We start from the raw sequence: 18,759 nt of genomic DNA, 5'->3' as shown, positions 1-18,759 counted from the left end.
AACCGCTGACCCTGAATCCCCGGGCCGCCATGAACGAAACCCGGGGCTGCCACTAAACTGGTCGGGATCCCTAGCCGCCCACCGTGAGGACAGACTGACCATGGCCATACTGAATATCCGCATCATCGGGGACCCTGTGCTGCGCACAGTTGCCGATCCCGTGACGGAATTCGGGCCGGAGCTGGAAAAGCTCGTCGCCGACATGATCGAAACCATGGAGGACGTGGAGGGCGCCGGCCTGGCCGCGCCGCAGGTCGGCATCAGTCAGCGAGTCTTCACCTACCGCATCCGTGGGGTTGAGGGGCACATTATTAACCCCGTCCTGGAGAACAGCGATGACTTCCAGCCCGACGAAGTTGAGGGCTGCCTCTCCATCCCCGGCCTGGGCTTCCCGGTCCGGCGCCACCGCGCCACCCGGGTCACCGGCGTCGACGTCCACGGCAACGAGGTGGTGCTCGACGGCGAGGGGATGCTCGCCCGCGTTTTCCAGCACGAGACCGACCACCTGGACGGCATCCTGTTCACCGACCGGCTCGAGGGCGAGGACCGCAAGGCGGCCCTGCGCGCCATCCGCAATGCAAACTATGACGCCATTACGGAGCAGACGACGTCGAAGCGCGCCAAGACGGTCGGCTCCAGCTTCGGGGGCGGCAGCTTCGGCCAGGGTTCGTCCTTCGGGATCGGCCAGTGAGGGTTCTTTTCGCAGGGACTCCCGCCGTGGCCGTCCCTGCACTGGACGCCCTCGTCGCTGCCGGTTTCGACGTCGTCGCCGTGCTGACCCGGCCGGACGCGCCGCTGGGACGCAAGCGCATCCTGACGCCGTCGCCCGTGGCCGCCCGCGCCGCCGAGCTGGGCATCGAGATCATCCACGCCACCCGGGTCGACGCCGCGGTGACGGCACGAATCGCGGCGGCCGCGCCCGACGTCGCCGCGATCGTCGCGTACGGCGGCCTGATTCCGCGGGCGGCCCTCGATATCCCGCGCCACGGCTGGATCAACCTGCACTTCTCGCTCCTGCCGGCCTGGCGCGGTGCCGCACCCGTGCAGCGCGCCATCATCGCCGGTGACGACATCACCGGCGCCGTGACGTTCCGGCTCGAGGAAGGCCTCGATACCGGCCCGGTGTTCGGCACCGTCACCGAGGCGGTGCGGCCCACGGACACTGCCGGGGATCTCCTGGAACGGCTGTCGCACAGCGGCGCCGTGCTGCTGAGCCAGACCCTTTCCGCCGTCGACGCCGGCAGGGCCTCGGCCATTCCACAACAGGGCGAGGTCAGCCTCGCCCCCAAACTTGGCCTTGACGATGGCCGCCTCGACTGGCAGCAGCCGGCCCTGGCGATTGGACGCAGGGCACGCGGGGTCACCCCCGAGCCCGGCGCCTGGACCATGTGGGACGGGCAGCGGGTCAAGCTTGAGCCGCTCGTGCTGCGGCCCGGCGCGCCGGCACTCCGCCCGGGCCAGCTGGTGCTCGACGGCAAGGCCGTCCTGGTGGGTACCGGCTCACATCCTGTGGAACTCACCCGGGTCCAGCCTTCGGGCAAGAAAATGATGAACGCCGCCGACTGGGCGCGCGGGCAGGCAACACTGGAAAGCGTGGTCTTCGAATGAGCGAGTCCGGAACAAGCGGCAGCGGCCGGGGCCGGGGGGAGCAATCTGGCGGCCAAGGCGGCCAAGGCAACCAGAACGGCCAGGGCAACCGGGGCGGCCAGGGCCAGCGCAACTCCAAGCGCAACGCCCAGGGCCGGGAGCGGAACCGTGGCCCGCAGCGGGGATTCACCGAGAACGCTCCCTCCCAGCGCACCCGGCGCGCCGATCCCGCCCGGCTGGTCGCTTTCGAGGTCCTGCGTGCCGTGGCCGCCGAGGACGCCTACGCGAACCTGGTGCTGCCCGCCCGGATCCGGCACCACGGCCTGGACAAGCGCGACGCCGGTTTTGCCACCGAGCTCAGCTACGGCGCCCTCCGCGGCCAGGGAACCTATGACGCGATCCTCGCCCGCTGCGTGGACCGTCCCCTGGACCAGCTCGATCCCGCCATCCTCGATGCCTTGCGGATCGGGGCGCACCAGCTTCTGGCCATGCGGGTCCCGGCGCATGCTGCCCTGGACGAAACCGTGGGCCTGGCCCGCGCCGTGATCGGTGCCGGCCCGTCGGGCCTGATCAACGCCGTGCTCCGCAAAGTTACCGCGCACACACTCGAGGAATGGCTGGAGCTGATCCTCCGCGACGAACAGGACGAGACCAAGGTGGCCTCCGTCCGCTACGCCCACCCCGAATGGATCGTCCGCGCCTTCCGGCAGTCCCTCGTGGCGCATGGTCGTCCGGTCACGGAAATCAACGACCTCCTCGAGGCGGACAACGCGGCCCCCGTCGTTAACCTGGTGGCCTTGCCCGGCCTCGGCAGCCTCGACGAGGCGCTCGAAGGCGGTGCCACTCCCGGGGAGCTCGTGGAGGGATCCGCGCTCTCCAGCGGCGGTGACCTTGGCCGGCTCGCCTCCGTGCGGGAGGGCAGCACCCGCGTCCAGGACGTCGGCTCGCAGCTGGTGGCCCGCGCGCTGGCCTCCGTGGACCTCACCGACGCAGGTGCCGGGCCCGACGGCGAACGCTGGCTTGACCTCTGCGCCGGCCCCGGCGGCAAGGCTGCCCTGCTCGGCGCCCTGGCCCGCCAGCACGGTGCCACCCTGCTGGCCAACGAACCCGCACCCCACCGCGCGAAACTGGTCCGGCAGGCGCTGACGGCCGTGCCGTCCGAGGTCTGGGACGTCCGCACCGGCGACGGGCGCGAGGTTGGCGCCGAGATGGCCGGGAGCTTCGACCGCGTGTTGGTTGACGTGCCCTGCACCGGACTCGGCGCACTGCGCCGCCGCCCCGAATCCCGCTGGCGGCGCACGCCGAAGGACCTGGTGGATCTCGGCCCGCTGCAGCGCGACCTGCTCAAGTCGGCGCTCGATGCGGTCAAGCCCGGCGGCGTTGTGGCCTACGTGACGTGTTCCCCGCACCCGGCCGAGACCACCGCCGTCGTCACCGATGCCCTGCGCAAGCGCGAGGACCTCGAACTGCTGGACGCCGGAGCCGCCCTGGACGCCGTCAGCCTCACCGGACACCTTGAGGCCGGCCACGAACTGACCGCCCAGCTCTGGCCGCACCTGCACCGCACGGACGCCATGTTCCTGGCGCTCATCCGCAAAAAAGCCTGAGCCCAGGGCCATACTGGCACCAGTTTCCCGATTTCCGACCCGCGCTACGACAAGGACATCCATGGCCCACCGCTGTATCCACCCGAGCATCCTTTCGGCGGACTTCGCTAACCTGCAGTCCGAACTGCAGAGAATCAAGACTGCCGACGCCGTGCACGTGGACGTTATGGACAACCACTTCGTGCCCAATCTCTCGCTGGGGCTTCCCGTGGTCCAGCGGCTGCAGGACGTCAGCCCGATCCCGCTGGACGCACACCTGATGATCGATCACGCCGACCGCTGGGCACCGGCCTACGCCGACGCCGGGCTGGCGTCGGTGACCTTCCACGCCGAGGCCTCCATCGCACCGGTGAAACTGGCCCGCGAACTGCGCGCCCGGGGCGCCAAGGCGGGCATCGCACTGCGGCCCGGCAGCAGCGTGGAACCGTTCCTGGACATGCTCGGCGAACTGGACATGATCCTCATCATGACCGTGGAACCCGGCTTCGGCGGCCAGGAGTTCCTTGATCTCACGCTGCCCAAGATCCGCCGGGCCAGGGCCGCCATTGACGCGTCGGGACTGGACATCAAGCTCCAGGTCGACGGCGGCATCACCGAGGAGACCATCTGGCGGGCGGCCGAGGCCGGCGCCGACGTCTTCGTCGCAGGGTCCGCGGTTTACGGCGCCGACGACCCCGCGGACGCCATCGCCCGCCTCCGTGAAGCGGCCGGCAGCTGGCCGGGCAGCTGACTAAAACATGACGAACGGTGTACCGTCCGCCCGCGGGAATAGCCGGGCGGCGGCCGCAGTTGTGTCAGAATAGCTACACACATACGTGCTCCGGGGTCGGTGTAAGTCCGAACCGGCGGTTATAGTCCGCGACCCGCGAGCCGGCACTTCCCACTGGGAAGCTAACGGCGGACGGTTGAACCGGTGGAATTCCGGTACCGACAGTTAAAGTCTGGATGAGAGAAGCACGTACAGCTGTTACTGCGGCGCCCTTCGGTGCCGCGGCAGTGCGCTGTCGTATACCCCCGGAGCCATCGCGGTTCTAGAGGGAAGGAACGACACACACATGAACCCCTTGCGATGGCTCTTCGCCCACTCCGAGGTCCCCGGGGACCCGAGGAACGGCGCATGAGCGTCCAAACGGCTTCCGGGCCGCAAGACAAAGACCACGAAGACTTCGCCGCGGCCGGCTTCACCGCGGCCGGCTTCAGCGCGGCCGGCTTTAGCGCCGCAGAAACGGCGGCGATGGACGCTGCCCTCGCAGCGGCAGCCCAGGGCCCGCGCGGCGCGAACCCGCTCGTGGGCGCCGTCGTCATTGGGACAGACGGCACACCCCTGGTGACCGGCTACCACCGTGGTGCCGGCACCCCGCACGCAGAGGCCGACGCCATCCAGCAGGCCCGGGCGGCGGGCCTGGACCTCAGCGGCACCACCATGGTGGTCACGCTTGAACCCTGCAACCACTGCGGCCGGACCGGCCCCTGCGCCCAAGCCATCATTGACGCGGGCATCGCCGATGTCGTCTACGCCGTCGATGACCCGCACGACCCGGCCGCCGGGGGAGCCGCGACCCTGCGCGCCGCCGGAGTGCGCGTTCGCTCCGGCCTGGCCGCCGTCGAAGCGCTGGACCTCAACCGCCGCTGGTTTGACGCCGTGGCCGCCAAGCGCCCCTTCGTCACCCTGCACATCGCCCAGACCCTCGACAGCAGGATCGCGGCCGGCGACGGCACCAGCCAATGGATCTCCAGCCCGGAGTCCCTCGCCGACAACCACGCCCTGCGGGGCCGGATCGACGCCATCCTGGTGGGAACCCAGACCGTGCTGGTGGACGACCCCCGGCTTACCGCGCGCACACCGGACGGAACGCCGGCGCCCAAGCAACCGCTCCGCGCGGTCATGGGGCTCCGCGGCATCCCCGACGACGCTGCCGTTCATGGTGCCGACGGCAAGGTAATGCACCTGCCCACCCGGGACCCCCGCGAGGCCCTGGACCAGCTGTTCGACGCCGGTGTCAGGCACCTGATGGTCGAGGGCGGTTCACGCATCCTTAGCGCTTTCCTGGCCGCCGGACTGGTCGACGAGCTGATCGTCTACCTGGCCCCGACGCTCCTCGGCTCCGGCACTCCGGCCCTGGAAGACCTCGGCATCCGCACCCTCGCCGACGCCCAGCTGTGGGACTGGGACGCTGCCACCGGCGGCGCCGTGCGGATGCTGGGCCGCGATCTGCGGCTGCACCTTCGCCCCGCCGCCGGGGCCACCGACACTTCATCCGATTCCACCCCGCGCAACGCCGCGGACACCGCCGCAGGAGGCAACTGATGTTTACCGGAATTATCGCCGAACAGGGCAAGGTGCTCTCCGTCGAACGCGACGGCGACACCAGCGCCACGCTGCGCCTGCACGCCCCCAGCAGCACCGACGGCCTGGCCCTCGGCGGTTCAATCGCGGTCAACGGGGTTTGCCTGACCGCCACGGACATCGAGGGCACGGACTTCAGCGTCGACGTCATGGGCGAGACCCTGGTCCGGAGCACCATCGGCGCGCTGGCAGCGGGGGACCCGGTCAACCTCGAACGCTGCGTCCAGGCCGGTAGCCGGCTCGACGGCCACGTTGTGCAGGGCCACGTTGACGGCGTCGGCGAACTTGTGGAACGTGAGGCGCTGGGCAACTGGGACCGTCTGCGCTTCGCCGTCCCGTCCGGGCTGGCCCGCTACATCGCGGAAAAGGGCTCCATCGCGGTCGACGGCGTCTCACTCACCGTCACTGCCGTGAGCCCCGCGCCGGACCCGGCACCGTGGTTCGAAGTCGGCCTGATCCCCACCACCCTCGCCGAGACCGGCCTGGGCGCCAAACCGCTGGGCGGCCGCGTCAACCTTGAGGTGGATGTGCTGGCCAAGTACACCGAACGCCTGCTCGCCTTCGCCCCCACCGGGCACGGCGGGGCCCGCCACGCTGAGCCCGCCCACAGCCAGGCGGCCGCAAAATGAGCGGGCTCCAGGACCGCCACGGCGTGGCCGTCGACGCCTCGGCCGGCCTCGACCCGATCGAGGACGCCATCCGCGCCATGGCCGCCGGCCGCCCCGTGCTGGTGGTGGATAACGAGGACCGCGAGAACGAAGGCGACATCATCTTTGCCGCGCAGCACGCCACCCCGGCCCTGATGGGCTGGACCATCCGTTACAGCTCGGGCGTGATCTGCGTGCCGCTGACGGGCGAACGTGCCGACGCCCTGGAGCTGCCGCCGATGACGGCCATCAACCAGGACTCCAAGGGCACCGCGTATACGGTGTCGTGCGATGCGGCCGTGGGCGTCAGCACCGGTATTTCCGCCACCGACCGAGCCCTGACCGCCCGGATCCTCGCGGACGGCACCAGCCGGCCAAATTCCCTGACCCGTCCCGGGCATGTTTTTCCGCTTCGCGCCGTTAAGGGTGGTGTGCGGGAGCGTCCCGGCCACACCGAGGCAGCCGTTGAGCTGTGCCGGCTGGCGGGCCTTGAACCCGTAGGCGTAATTGCAGAAGTGGTGCACGACGACGGAGAAATGATGCGGTTGGATGGACTTCGCGGCTTTGCCCTCGAACACGGCTGCCCGCTGATTTCGATTGCTGATCTGGTGGCGTACCTTGAAGCCGGCAACACCGGCAGCCACGCGGCGGAATCCGCCTGAGACCCTTGGACTGAGGAGAAACAATGACGACTTCTGAAGCGCAGCCGGCCACCCCGGCCCAGCGGCTGCACCCTGTCAGCGGCGGACCGATCGTCCAGCTGCCCACCGCCTACGGCGATTTTGTGGCCCAGGCCTGGACCGACCTGGAGACCGGCGCGGAGCACCTCGCCGTCAGCTCCCCGCTGCCGGCCACCGACGGCCAGGCACCCCTGGTCCGGCTGCACTCCGAATGCCTGACCGGAGACGTCTTCGGCTCCTACCGCTGCGACTGCGGCGAACAGCTGGCCTACGCCCTGGAGATGATCCACGAATTCGGCGGCACCCTGCTCTACCTGCGCGGCCAGGAAGGCCGCGGCATCGGCCTGGCCAACAAGATCAAGGCCTACGCCCTGCAGGAGGCCGGGTTCGACACTGTGGAAGCCAACGAACAGCTCGGACTTCCCGTCGACGCCCGCTGCTACAAGGCCGCCGCGCAGATCCTCGCTGAGATGGGCCTGCACGAGATCCGCCTCCTGAGCAACAACCCGGACAAGCAGGACCGGCTGGCCAAGGCAGGAGTGCGGGTGGTTGAGATGGTCCCCACCGAGGTGCCGTCCCGCGAACAGAACCTGCGCTACCTGCAGACCAAAAAGGACCGTATGGACCACCGGCTGGTTCTTGACATGGAACCGGCCGCGCCGGCCAACGGACAGCGCGGCTTCGAGCACGAGCAGGACTGAGGCCGCGGGCCCGGCCCGCACCTCGCAAACCCCACCGACTTCCCACAGCAAGGAATCCCTATGAGCGGCCACGGCGCACCCCAGATTGACCTGACCACTTTCGAACCCGAGCAGACCTCCCAGCTGAGGCTGGCCATTGTGGCCGCGAGCTGGCACACCAAGATTATGGACGGCCTGCTCGACGGCGCGTTGCGGGCAGCCAAGGACGCCGGCATTGCCGAACCGACCGTGCTGCGCGTTCCCGGAACCTTTGAGCTGCCGGTCGCGGCCGCCCGGCTGGCACCGCACTTTGACGCCGTCGTGGCGCTCGGCGTCGTGATCCGCGGTGGCACCCCGCACTTCGAATACGTCTGCGAAGCCGCCACGCTGGGCCTCACCGAGGTCAGTGTCCGCACCGGCGTTCCGGTCGGCTTCGGCGTGCTGACCTGCGACACCGAACAGCAGGGCATTGACCGTGCGGGCCTCCCCGGCTCCACCGAGGACAAGGGCCACGAAGCCGTGGCGGCGGCCCTGGCCACGGCGGTCACGCTCAAGCAGTACTCCTAACCTGGCCTCGCAGGCTGTGTATTCGCTCACATCGGCGCCGTCATGCGGCGGCCCGGCAGGCGTGGTCTTGCCGTGAACAAGTAGGCTGGAGGGCGTGAAGAATTTCGAATCGCTGTTCGCAGAACTGAGTGAGAAGGCAGCCTCCCGCCCGGAGGGCTCCCGCACCGTCGCCGAACTGGATTCCGGAGTCCACGGCATCGGCAAGAAAGTCGTGGAGGAAGCCGCCGAGGTTTGGATGGCTGCCGAGTACGAATCCGATGAGGCCGCCGCGGAAGAAATTTCGCAGCTGCTCTATCACCTGCAGGTTCTGATGCTCGCCAAAGGCCTCAGCCTGGAAGACGTCTACAAGCATCTCTAGCCACGCCGCACCGTTCCCGCGGACCCCAGGTCCGTGGGAGCGGCGCATCACGTGGCCCGCAGTGCCTGTACCGATGACGTCCTCACCAGAAAGAACCTCCCATGCTTAGAGTTGCCGTCCCGAACAAGGGATCCCTGTCCGAAGCCGCCTCCGCCATGCTCGCCGAGGCCGGCTACCGCCAGCGCCGCGACAGCCGCGAACTGGTCATGGTGGACCCGGACAACGACATTGAATTCTTCTTCCTCCGCCCCCGCGACATCGCCGTGTACGTCGGCCAGGGAACGCTGGACGTCGGCATCACCGGCCGCGACCTGCTCCTCGATGCCGAGGTCGAAGCAGAGGAACTGCTGCCGCTCGGATTCGCCGCCTCAACCTTCCGCTTCGCCGGCCCGGTGGGGGACTTCACAGCCATCGACCAGCTTGAAGGCAAGCGCCTCGCCACCAGCTACGACGGACTGCTGCGCGGCTACCTCGCCGGGCGCGGGATCAACGCCAAGGTGGTACGGCTCGACGGCGCCGTCGAGTCCTCCGTCCGGCTCGGCGTCGCGGACGCGATTGCCGACGTCGTCGAGACCGGTACCACGCTCAAGGCCGCCGGAATGGAAATCTTTGGCGAGCCGATCCTCCACTCCGAGTCGGTCCTGATCGGCCGCAAGGGCAAGCAGAACCCCGCCACCGCCGTGCTGATCCGCCGCCTGCAGGGTGTGCTGGTGGCCCGCCAGTACGTGCTGATGGACTACGACATCCGCAAGGAATTGGTCGAGCAGGCCGCCGCCCTCACGCCGGGCCTCGAATCGCCCACCGTGTCGCCGCTGCGGGACTCGGACTGGGTGGCCGTCCGCTCGATGGTGCCCAAGCGGGACACCAACCGGATCATGGACGAGCTGTACGACCTCGGCGCCCGCGCCATCCTGGTCAGCAGTATCCACGCCTGCCGGATCTAGCCGGGCCAGCCGTGCAGCCATCAACCTTCACCCCGCCCTTTGTCCGCCCAGCCCGGGAGCAGCCATGACCGTAGCCGTCCGCGTGATCCCGTGCCTGGATGTCGACGCCGGCCGTGTGGTCAAGGGAATCAATTTTGAGGGCCTCCGCGACGCCGGCGACCCCGTGGAACTCGCGCACCGGTACGACAACGGCGGCGCCGACGAACTGACGTTCCTCGACGTCACCGCGTCCTCGGGCAACCGGGAGACGACGTTCGACGTCGTCCGCCGCACCGCCGAGGAAGTATTCATCCCGCTGACCGTTGGCGGCGGCGTCCGGGGTGTGGCGGAGGTGGACAAACTGCTGCGCTACGGCGCGGACAAGGCCGCCATCAACACCGCCGCCGTCGCCCGGCCCGAAGTCATTGACGAGATCACCCGGCATTTCGGCTCCCAGGTCCTGGTTTTGTCCCTGGACGCGCGGCGCACCCGCCCGGGCTCCCAGCCAACACCCTCCGGGTTTGAGGTCACGACCCATGGCGGCCGGCAGGGCACGGGCATCGACGCGCTGGCCTGGGCGCGCGAGGCCGCCGACCGCGGGGTGGGCGAGATCCTGCTCAACTCGATTGATGCCGACGGCACCAAGGACGGCTTCGACCTCGAACTGATCCGGCTGGCCCGCGCCAGCGTCAAGGTGCCGCTGATCGCCTCCGGCGGCGCCGGCCGGCCCGAACATTTCCCGCCGGCCGTGGCTGCCGGTGCCGATGCCGTCCTGGCGGCGTCGGTGTTCCACTTTGGTCCGCTGGACATGATCGCCCAGGTCAAGGCCGCCATCCGTGCCGCCGGCTTCGACGTCCGCTAACCGGGTTTGTCCAAGCCAACCTTGCTAGTGCCTGGGCCCACGCCCGCAGGGTTCCCTGGCCGAGCTTGCGAGGTTAGGGAGCGGGTGGGGACTAGAGGCCGACTTCGGCGGACTGCAGCAGTGCGACGGCGTCGGGCTGGCCCTCGAACGTCACCAGCGCGTGGCGGGTGCGGCCGTGGGCGTGCATCAGGAGTTCGCCCGGTTCGCCGACGATGGCCACCGACACGGGAGCGCGTTTGGCAACATGCCGCGGACCGGACGGCCGCACCAGCACAATGCCCAGGTCCACGCCGCGGTACAGGATGGCGGCGCGTTTGATCAGTTCGTCCCAGAGGGCGTCCGAGTAGGCCTCATCCAGGGCGCGCGGTGCCCAGCGGTCCACGGCACGGCGGACGTCCTCGGTGTGGACGAAGTACTCGATGAGGTTCGAGCTCTCATCCAGGGCCTTGATCCGCATGGGGGAGAGCGCCGGGGGTCCGGCGCGGAAGGTGTTGACCAGCTTGGCGTAGGCGTCCGGGGTGCTGACCTCGGAGGCGAGCTCGGCCGTGGCCTGGTCGGAAGCTTTGGCCAGCCGCTTGAGCAGCAGCCCCAGTCCAACGCGGGCTTTGCGCTCCCGCAGGTACAGGTGCGCGGCGAGGTCGCGCGTGAGCCAGCCCTTGCAGAGCGTGGGGGAGTCCGGACCGGCCGCCAGCAAGGTTTCGGCCAGAACTTCTCGGGACGGATCGACGAAATGCATCACTTGTGAAACTAGCACGAGACGCCCGCCAGTGTGCACAGGAAGGGCCGTGGTTTTGGCCTCGGCGGGCTATTGGCGGCCATGTTAAGCGCGGGGCTGCACGCGCCGGGCGGCCCCGCGCGCCGAGGCACTAGACTTGTGGTGATGTCTGAGCAGCCTGCCCCCGCCCCCGTACCCTCGACCGCCGGTCCCGCGGACCCCGGGTCAGGGCACCCTGCCGGTCCTCTGCAGCCGGACCTGGCGGCGTCCCTCAAACGTGACAGCGCCGGCTTGGTGGCCGCGATCGTCCAGCAGTTCGACACCAACGAGGTGCTGATGCTTGGCTGGATGGACGACGAGGCACTGCACCGCACCATGACCACCGGGCGGGTCACGTTCTACTCCCGATCCCGGCAGGAATATTGGCGCAAGGGCGACACATCCGGCCACGTGCAGTGGGTCAAATCCCTCGCCCTGGACTGCGACGGCGACGCCCTGCTGGTCCGGGTGGACCAGGTGGGCGCCGCGTGCCACACCGGAACCCGGACGTGCTTCGACGGACGCGCGCTGGACGCCGTCGTCGGCCAGGCCGACTGAGCCGGCGCAGCAGCACACACCGGCACCCCACCAGCTTCAGACCAACCAGAACAGGCGGACTACGCAGCCATGCAGGACCTCGGAATCATCAGCCCCAGCCTGGAGGAGTTCCGGGAACTCGCCGGCCACAGCCGCGTCATTCCGGTCCGGCTGAAAGTCCTGGCCGACGCCGAAACCCCCATCGGGCTCTACCGGAAACTCGCGCAGGGCCAGCCGGGCACGTTCCTGCTGGAATCCGCTGCGGTGGGTGGCGCGTGGTCCCGCTACTCGTTCATCGGTGCCCGCTCCCGCGCCACGCTGACCACCAAGGACGGCCAGGCGCACTGGCTCGGCGAGCCGCCGGTGGGTGTGCCCCTCGACGGCAGCCCGGTGGACGCCATCCGCGACACGGTCCGCGCCCTGCACACCGACCGGTTCGACGGGCTGCCGCCGTTCACCTCCGGCCTGGTGGGCTTCCTCGGCTGGGAAACCGTCCGGCACTGGGAAAAACTGACCAGCCCGCCGGAGGATGACCTCGAGCTGCCGGAAATGGCGCTGAACCTGGTCACCGACATGGCCGTGCACGACAACATGGACGGCACCGTGCTGCTGATCGCCAACGCGATCAACTTCGACAACAGCTCCGAACGCGTTGACGAGGCCTGGCATGACGCCGTCGCCCGGGTCAAGAACCTGCTGGCCAAGGTCAGCACCCCGACGGAGCAGCCGGTGTCCGTGCTGCAGTCGGCGGCCCTGGACTTCGCCTCCAGCGTGCAGGAACGCTGGGACGAAAACGAGTACCTGGCCGCCCTGGACCGCGGCAAGGAGGCGATCGTCGACGGTGAGGTCTTCCAGGTGGTGATCTCCCGTCGGTTCGAAATGGAATGCGGGGCCGACCCGCTGGACGTGTATCGGGTCCTGCGGAACACGAACCCGAGCCCCTACATGTACATCTTCAGCCTCGAGGACGCAGCCGGCCGGCAGTACTCGATTGTGGGCTCCTCCCCGGAAGCCCTGGTCACCGTCACCGGCGAGGAAGTCATCACCCACCCGATCGCCGGCTCACGGCCCCGCGGCAAGACCATCGAGGCGGACAAGGCCCTGGCGGAGGAACTGCTCGCGGACCAGAAGGAACGCGCCGAGCACCTGATGCTGGTCGATTTGTCCCGCAATGACCTCTCCAAGGTCTGCGTCGCCGGATCCGTGGACGTGACGCAGTTTATGGAGGTGGAGCGCTTCAGCCACATCATGCACCTGGTCTCCACGGTGGTGGGCAAGCTGGCCCCGGACGCCACCGCCTACGACGTCCTCAAGGCCACGTTCCCGGCCGGCACCCTCTCCGGTGCTCCCAAACCCCGCGCCCTGCGCCTCCTGGACGAGCTCGAACCCCACCGCCGCGGCATCTACGGCGGCGTGGTGGGGTACCTGGACTTCGCCGGCGACATGGACATGGCCATCGCCATCCGGTCGGCGCTCCTTCGCGAAGGCCGCGCCTACGTGCAGGCCGGGGGCGGGATAGTGGCCGATTCGGTCAATCCGACCGAGGCGCAGGAAACCGTGAACAAGGCCGCCGCGCCGCTGCGTGCCGTGCACACGGCCGGGTCGCTGCACAACATCACCGCCGAGACGGTGGCCGGCACCGGAACGGAGCAGCCATGACCGGCACTATCAAGAGCACCAGCCCGGCGGTGCCCCGCTGGGCGCGCAAATCCACCCTGGTCCTGGTGATCGCGGCCCTGGCTCTCGCGGTGTTCGGCACCACCACCCAGACGTGGCTGACCGTGCACCTTGATCCCAGCCAGCTCGGCCAGGGCGTCAGCAGCCAGGACGGGCTGCAGGTCCAGGGCAGCAAGGCGGCCACCACCGTGACCGCCCTCGCGCTCGTTGCCCTGGCCGGCGGGCTCGCCGCATCCATCGCCGGACGCATCGCCCGCTGGGTCATCACCGCGATCATCCTGCTGGCCGCCGCCGGGATCGTTGCCGCCGCCGCAACCGTGCTGGCCGGCCCGCTCGCTGCGGCGCAGGGCTCCATCGCAGCCGCCACCGGCATCAGCGGCAGCAACGTGCAGGTCGCCGTGACCGTCTTCCCGGTGATCGCCGTCGTCGCCGGTGCCCTGCTGGGACTCAGCGCGCTGGCCCTGGTCCCCGCCGGACGGTACTGGAAGAGCCGCACGAAGTACGACGCCGCCGCCACCAGCGGCGCTTCGGGCACCCCGCGGCCGACTGACGAGATCGACAGCTGGGACCGCCTGTCCCGCGGTGACGACCCCACCTGAGCCGGGTACAGCGGGCCTGGCGCGCAATGCGGCCAATAGCACCGCCAAAAAATGGCAGAATGTAAGCAGTATTGATCCTGAGGAGATTTCCATGAGCAAAGCCCCTGTTTCCGCACCCCAGCCCGCTGCCGGCACCGGCATCTATGACGACGTCGACCACAGCGAGCCGACCGGCCACGGCAACAGCCCGGCGGCCTGGACCACGGTGATCGTAATGCTGATCGGCGCCCTCATCGCAGCCATCGCCTTCGTCATCGCCAACACCCCGATCTTTGTCGCGGGCGCCGTGGTGATGCTGATCGGCCTCGTGGTGGGCTTCGTGATGCGCAAAGCCGGCTACGGCGTCGGTGGCAGCAAGCTGAAGAACTCCGGCCACTAAGAGTGACTGTTCTCGATGACATCAACGCCGGTGTCAGGGAGGATATGGAGGCGCGCCAGCGCCTCGTCACGCTTGCCGAACTGAAAGAGCGTGCAGCCGCGGCGGCACCCGCCCGGGACGCGTGGGCTGCCCTCGGCGGCCCCTCCGACCGGAGCCAGCTGAAGGTGATCGCCGAGATCAAGCGGCGCAGCCCCTCCAAGGGCGACCTCGCAAGCATCGGCGACCCGGCAGCCCTGGCCGTCCAGTACGCCGACGGCGGTGCCGCCGTGATCAGCGTCCTCACCGAACAGCGGCGCTTCAACGGATCCCTGGCGGACCTCGATGCTGTCCGTGCGGCCGTGGACATTCCGCTGCTCCGCAAGGACTTTATGATCGACGAGTACCAGCTCTGGGAGGCCCGTGCCCACGGCGCCGACCTGATCCTGCTGATCGTCGCGTCCCTGACGGATGCCCAGCTGCGTGAGTACAGCGCACTCGCCCACGAGCTCGGCATGAATGTGCTCGTGGAAACCCACACGCCCGGCGAAATCGAACGCGCCGTGGACGCCGGAGCCAAAATCATTGGCGTCAACGTCCGCAACCTGAAGACGCTCGACGTCGACCGGTCGCTGTTCGCGCAGCTCGCCGCCGGCATTCCCGCCGGGTCCCTTGTGGTGGGCGAGTCCGGGGTCCGCGGTGTGGACGACGTCCGGCACTACGCGGCCAGCGGCGCCAACGCGGTCCTGGTGGGCGAGGCGCTGGTCAGCGACGCTACCCCGCGCGAACGGATCGCCGAATTTATGGCTGCGGGCGCCGAAGAAATCGCCGCACGTTCCTGACCCGCGGACCGGCCGGGCAGCTGGCCGGAGTACGCGGTGCTTCCGTGCGGCACCCCAGATCTAGTTAGCAGTGGAACAGGATGGTGAGACTGATGGTCGATGCGCCAACAGCCGGCTCAGAAGACAACCCCGTGGACGCGTTCCTGGAAGGCAACCGGCCGGAAGGCGGCGGGACTGAAGCAACGCCGTCCCTGCGCCACGCCCCGGGACCCTATTTCGGGTCTTACGGCGGCCGCTGGATGCCGGAGTCGCTGATCGCCGCCCTGGACGAGCTCGAGGACACCTTCGAGAAAGCCAAGGCCGATCCCGAGTTCATCGCGCAAATCGCGGACCTGAACAAGAACTACTCCGGCCGGCCCTCCCTGCTCACCGAAGCCAAGCGCTTCGCGGAGCACGCCGGCGGGGTGCGCATTTTCCTCAAGCGCGAGGACTTGAACCACACCGGCTCGCACAAGATCAACAACGTCCTGGGCCAGGCGCTCCTGGCCAAGCGGATGGGCAAGACCCGCGTGATTGCCGAGACCGGCGCCGGCCAGCACGGCGTCGCCAGTGCCACCGCCGCCGCCCTGCTGGGCCTCGAATGCGTGGTCTACATGGGTGCCGAAGACTGCCGCCGGCAGGCCCTCAACGTGGCCCGGATGGAACTGCTGGGCGCCACCGTTATCCCCGTGACCAACGGCTCCCAGACCCTCAAGGACGCCATTAACGAGGCACTCCGCGACTGGGTCGCCAACGTGGGCACTACCCACTACCTGCTGGGCACCGCCGCCGGGGCGCACCCCTTCCCGGCCATGGTCCGGTACTTCCACGAGGTCATCGGCGAGGAAGCACGCGCCCAGATCCTGGACCAGACCGGCCGGCTGCCGGACGCCGTCTGCGCCTGCATCGGCGGCGGCTCCAACGCCATCGGCATCTTCCACGGTTTCCTGGACGATCCGTCGGTGAAAATCTACGGATTCGAGGCCGGCGGAGACGGCGTGGACACCGGCCGGCACGCGGCCACCATCACCCTCGGCAAGCCCGGGGTGCTGCACGGTGCCCGTTCCTACCTCATGCAGGACGACGACGGCCAGACCATCGAGTCGCACTCCATCTCGGCCGGCCTGGACTACCCGGGCGTCGGCCCGGAGCACGCCTACCTCTCCGACATCGGCCGGGTCAGCTACGAACCCATCACCGACAGCGAAGCCATGGAGGCGTTCCGCGTGCTGTGCCGGACCGAGGGCATCATCCCGGCCATCGAATCCGCGCACGCCCTCGCCGGCGCCATCAAGGTGGGGCGGCGGCTCGCCGCCGACGCCGGCGACGCCGAGGAAGCGGCCCGCAAGGTCGTGATCGTCAACCTCTCCGGCCGCGGGGACAAGGACGTGGCCACCGCCGCGGAATGGTTCGACCTGCTGGACAAGGATTCACCCGAGCACGAGATCGCCCAGGAGGGGGAGCAGCTGTGAACACTGCCGAGAACAGCGCCGGGGGCACCATGCCCAACACCAGTAAGTCCGCCGCCGCCATCGACCGCGCCCGCGCCCAGGGCCGCGCCGCCCTCATCGGGTACCTGCCCGCCGGCTACCCGAGCGTCGAGGACACCATCGCCGCCGGCATCGCCCTGGCTGAAAACGGCGCCGACCTGATCGAGATCGGCATCCCGTACTCGGATCCCGTGATGGACGGCCAGGTCATCCAGGCCGCCACCGTGGAAGCCCTCGCCAAGGGATTCCACGTCAAGCAGGTTTTCGACGTCGTCCGCGGCATCACCAGCAAGACCGACGCCGCCGTCCTCGTCATGACCTACTGGAACCCCGTTGTCCGGATGGGCGTGGACGAATTTTCCCGCCAGTTGGCCGAAGCCGGGGGAGCGGGGCTCATCACGCCCGACCTCATTCCGGACGAGGCTGCGGAGTGGATGGCGGCCTCGGACAAGTACGGACTGGACCGGGTGTTCCTCGTGGCCCCGTCGTCGTCGCCGGAGCGCATGAAGCGCACTGTCGACGCGAGCCGCGGGTTCGTCTACGCCGTCTCCATCATGGGTGTCACCGGCGCCCGCGCCTCCGTCAGCACCGCAGCCAAGGACGTTGTCGCCGCGGCCCACGGTGCAGGCGCCAAGCGGGTCTGCGTCGGCCTGGGCGTCTCCAACGCTGACCACGTCCGCGAAATCGCCGCCTACGCCGACGGTGTCATTGTTGGCACCGCCCTCGTCGCGGCGATCGGTGAGGGCGGCGTGGATGCTGTAGCGTCCTTGACGAAAGAGCTCAGCACCGGCCTTACCAAGGAAGAAGCGTAAGCAATGCAGTCAGTCCTCCACGCGGCAGCGATGGTTCCCGCGAGCATTCCGAGCCCGGTCTGGTCCGGCTTCGATATCCCGCTGCCCTGGGGGTCCCTGCGCATCCACGCCTACGCGCTCTGCATCCTGGCCGGCATCATCGTCGGGCTCTGGCTGACCTCACGTCGCTGGGCCCGCCGCGGCGCCCCTGAGGGCAGCGTCTGGGACATCGCCATCTGGGCCATCCCGTTCGGCATCATCGGCGGCCGCCTCTACCACGTGGTGTCCTCGCCGGATGCCTACTTCGGCCCCGGCTTCGACGGCACCGGCGACCTGTCGCTGATCCCGCAGATCCAGCGCGGCGGCCTCGGCATCTGGGGCGCCGTGGTCCTTGGGGCGTTCGGCGCATGGATCGGCTGCCGCCGGGCCGGCGTCAAGCTCAGCGCCTTTATGGACGCCGCAGCTCCGGGCCTCCTGCTGGCCCAGGCCATCGGCCGCTGGGGCAACTACTTCAACCAGGAACTCTTCGGCGGACCCACCACACTGCCGTGGGGTCTCCAGGTGGACCCCAACAGCCCCAACTTCCCGGCCGGTATGCCCGCCGACACACTCTTCCACCCCACCTTCCTCTACGAATCCCTCTGGAACCTTGTGGGCGTTGTGGTGCTGCTGGCCCTGGACCGGAAGTTCTCGTTCCGCCGCGGCCGCCTCTTCTGGCTCTACGCCATCTACTACACCCTGGGCCGCGTCTGGATCGAGGCCATGCGGATCGACGACGCGGAGCAGATCAACCTCTTCGGCATCACCACCCGGCTCAACGTCTGGACCAGCATCTTCGTGCTGATCGCCGCGGCCGTGATCTTCGTGCTCCTCGGCCTACGCAAGACGGACGGGACGGATACCCCGTACCTGCCCGGCCGTGAGCCCGAACCCGCGGCCGACAACGCGGAGGAGGGCGCCGTTGCCGGCAACGACGCCGACGCTGACAACGCCGAGACGGCGGACGCCGTCGACGCCGAAAAGGCAGACGCCGGCACTTCCGACGACGGCGCTGCCGCCACCACGGACACCGCCGAGGCGGACACTGCCGCGCGCCCCGACGTCGTCCGCCATTCGGACGCCGCTGTCTCAGATAATGAATCGCGTGATAATCTCCGGGATAACCAGAGCGGTCCGGACCGCCCCGCAGCCCAGGCTGTGGCGGCCGGGGAATCCACGGGCGGCACCACGCCCGCCATGGAGGAAGAACCGGCAACCGGAGTATCCGGACGCCGGGCTTCCGGGGCCGCCCCGGACGCTGGGATCACCAAGTAACACAGCGCCGGTAACCGGACTGCAGGGCGACCGCCAGCTGGGTCCGGGTCCACAGCGTTGTGGCAAGGGGTGTGCGTAGGACAGCAGGCAGCAGACAGCTGCGCGCTAGGCAAACCCGGGCTTGCGGCCCGCGTAACTGTTCGTACAGGAAGCGGCGCTGGCC

Annotated in this window: 21 protein-coding genes and 1 riboswitch; of the genes, 20 read left to right on the top strand and 1 reads right to left on the bottom strand. The window is 69.1% G+C overall.

The genetic code is table 11. The annotated features are described in order from the left end of the window. Window positions 1-100: 100 nt before the first annotated feature. The 12 genes from def to hisF all read left to right on the top strand — a co-directional run bounded on the left by def (window position 101) and on the right by hisF (window position 10,258). A complete protein-coding gene (gene def, locus AC1DHY_RS08080; RefSeq protein WP_476903448.1) occupies window positions 101-691 on the top strand; it encodes a peptide deformylase in 591 nt (196 codons plus the stop codon). Then, window positions 688-1,608 carry a methionyl-tRNA formyltransferase gene (gene fmt / locus AC1DHY_RS08075; RefSeq protein ID WP_476877782.1) on the top strand — a complete coding sequence of 307 codons (921 nt, stop codon included), beginning with the start codon at window positions 688-690 and terminating at the stop codon, window positions 1,606-1,608. The genes def and fmt overlap by 4 nt, the downstream gene beginning before the upstream one ends. After that, window positions 1,605-3,194 (top strand): RsmB/NOP family class I SAM-dependent RNA methyltransferase, encoded by a 1,590-nt coding sequence (locus AC1DHY_RS08070; protein ID WP_476877783.1) that lies wholly within the window; start codon window positions 1,605-1,607, stop codon window positions 3,192-3,194. Before fmt ends, AC1DHY_RS08070 begins: the two co-directional genes overlap by 4 nt. Before the next feature lie 61 nt (window positions 3,195-3,255). Continuing rightward, on the top strand, window positions 3,256-3,924 hold the full coding sequence (gene rpe / locus AC1DHY_RS08065; protein ID WP_476877784.1) for a ribulose-phosphate 3-epimerase: 669 nt from the start codon (window positions 3,256-3,258) through the stop codon (window positions 3,922-3,924). Between the two features lie 81 nt (window positions 3,925-4,005). After that, window positions 4,006-4,156: riboswitch (FMN riboswitch) on the top strand. 272 nt (window positions 4,157-4,428) lie between these two features. After that, window positions 4,429-5,502: a bifunctional diaminohydroxyphosphoribosylaminopyrimidine deaminase/5-amino-6-(5-phosphoribosylamino)uracil reductase RibD gene (gene ribD / locus AC1DHY_RS08060; protein WP_476877793.1), complete on the top strand. Its 1,074-nt coding sequence runs from the start codon at window positions 4,429-4,431 to the stop codon at window positions 5,500-5,502. After that, window positions 5,502-6,170 carry a riboflavin synthase gene (locus tag AC1DHY_RS08055; protein ID WP_476877785.1) on the top strand — a complete coding sequence of 223 codons (669 nt, stop codon included), beginning with the start codon at window positions 5,502-5,504 and terminating at the stop codon, window positions 6,168-6,170. The genes ribD and AC1DHY_RS08055 overlap by 1 nt, the downstream gene beginning before the upstream one ends. After that, the gene (ribB, locus tag AC1DHY_RS08050; protein ID WP_476903447.1) at window positions 6,167-6,850 is read left to right on the top strand and encodes a 3,4-dihydroxy-2-butanone-4-phosphate synthase; all 684 of its coding nucleotides are present in this window, start codon (window positions 6,167-6,169) and stop codon (window positions 6,848-6,850) included. The genes AC1DHY_RS08055 and ribB overlap by 4 nt, the downstream gene beginning before the upstream one ends. A gap of 23 nt (window positions 6,851-6,873) precedes the next feature. Then, a complete protein-coding gene (ribA, locus tag AC1DHY_RS08045) occupies window positions 6,874-7,569 on the top strand; it encodes a GTP cyclohydrolase II (RefSeq protein WP_476903446.1) in 696 nt (231 codons plus the stop codon). A 60-nt stretch (window positions 7,570-7,629) separates the two neighbouring features. Then, window positions 7,630-8,115 (top strand): 6,7-dimethyl-8-ribityllumazine synthase, encoded by a 486-nt coding sequence (gene ribH, locus AC1DHY_RS08040; protein ID WP_476877788.1) that lies wholly within the window; start codon window positions 7,630-7,632, stop codon window positions 8,113-8,115. Window positions 8,116-8,209: 94 nt separating this feature from the next. Continuing rightward, window positions 8,210-8,473: a phosphoribosyl-ATP diphosphatase gene (locus AC1DHY_RS08035; RefSeq protein ID WP_476903445.1), complete on the top strand. Its 264-nt coding sequence runs from the start codon at window positions 8,210-8,212 to the stop codon at window positions 8,471-8,473. Between the two features lie 101 nt (window positions 8,474-8,574). Beyond that, window positions 8,575-9,417 (top strand): ATP phosphoribosyltransferase, encoded by an 843-nt coding sequence (hisG, locus tag AC1DHY_RS08030; protein WP_476903444.1) that lies wholly within the window; start codon window positions 8,575-8,577, stop codon window positions 9,415-9,417. A gap of 64 nt (window positions 9,418-9,481) precedes the next feature. Next, window positions 9,482-10,258, top strand: coding sequence for an imidazole glycerol phosphate synthase subunit HisF (gene hisF / locus AC1DHY_RS08025; protein ID WP_476880414.1), 777 nt, complete (start codon window positions 9,482-9,484; stop codon window positions 10,256-10,258). Window positions 10,259-10,349: 91 nt separating this feature from the next. Here hisF and AC1DHY_RS08020 read toward each other — a convergent pair whose 3' ends face one another. Beyond that, window positions 10,350-10,994 (bottom strand): TIGR03085 family metal-binding protein, encoded by a 645-nt coding sequence (locus tag AC1DHY_RS08020; RefSeq protein ID WP_476880415.1) that lies wholly within the window; start codon window positions 10,992-10,994, stop codon window positions 10,350-10,352. 144 nt (window positions 10,995-11,138) lie between these two features. On the opposite strand from AC1DHY_RS08020, the gene hisI reads away from it, so the two are divergent. From hisI to lgt, 8 genes are all read left to right on the top strand, one after another. Next, window positions 11,139-11,570: a phosphoribosyl-AMP cyclohydrolase gene (gene hisI, locus AC1DHY_RS08015; RefSeq protein ID WP_476880416.1), complete on the top strand. Its 432-nt coding sequence runs from the start codon at window positions 11,139-11,141 to the stop codon at window positions 11,568-11,570. 69 nt (window positions 11,571-11,639) lie between these two features. After that, window positions 11,640-13,208, top strand: a complete 1,569-nt coding sequence (locus tag AC1DHY_RS08010) for an anthranilate synthase component I (protein ID WP_476903443.1) — start codon at window positions 11,640-11,642, stop codon at window positions 13,206-13,208. Further along, window positions 13,205-13,825 (top strand): Trp biosynthesis-associated membrane protein, encoded by a 621-nt coding sequence (locus AC1DHY_RS08005; protein WP_476878691.1) that lies wholly within the window; start codon window positions 13,205-13,207, stop codon window positions 13,823-13,825. Before AC1DHY_RS08010 ends, AC1DHY_RS08005 begins: the two co-directional genes overlap by 4 nt. Window positions 13,826-13,916: 91 nt before the next feature. Continuing rightward, on the top strand, window positions 13,917-14,204 hold the full coding sequence (locus AC1DHY_RS08000) for an HGxxPAAW family protein (protein ID WP_476878692.1): 288 nt from the start codon (window positions 13,917-13,919) through the stop codon (window positions 14,202-14,204). A 2-nt stretch (window positions 14,205-14,206) separates the two neighbouring features. Continuing rightward, complete coding sequence (gene trpC / locus AC1DHY_RS07995; RefSeq protein ID WP_476903442.1) at window positions 14,207-15,022, top strand: indole-3-glycerol phosphate synthase TrpC; 816 nt, start codon at window positions 14,207-14,209, stop codon at window positions 15,020-15,022. Between the two features lie 92 nt (window positions 15,023-15,114). Further along, window positions 15,115-16,473 (top strand): tryptophan synthase subunit beta, encoded by a 1,359-nt coding sequence (gene trpB, locus AC1DHY_RS07990; protein WP_476878694.1) that lies wholly within the window; start codon window positions 15,115-15,117, stop codon window positions 16,471-16,473. A 29-nt stretch (window positions 16,474-16,502) separates the two neighbouring features. Next, complete coding sequence (gene trpA, locus AC1DHY_RS07985) at window positions 16,503-17,303, top strand: tryptophan synthase subunit alpha (RefSeq protein WP_476903484.1); 801 nt, start codon at window positions 16,503-16,505, stop codon at window positions 17,301-17,303. Between the two features lie 3 nt (window positions 17,304-17,306). After that, window positions 17,307-18,596, top strand: coding sequence for a prolipoprotein diacylglyceryl transferase (gene lgt, locus AC1DHY_RS07980; RefSeq protein WP_476878695.1), 1,290 nt, complete (start codon window positions 17,307-17,309; stop codon window positions 18,594-18,596). Window positions 18,597-18,759: the final 163 nt, after the last annotated feature.

Source organism: Arthrobacter sp. 05L44 (assembly GCF_056397605.1).
The sequence above is the reverse complement of the archived record's forward strand: the minus strand, read 5'-3'. Positions and strand labels throughout refer to the sequence as shown.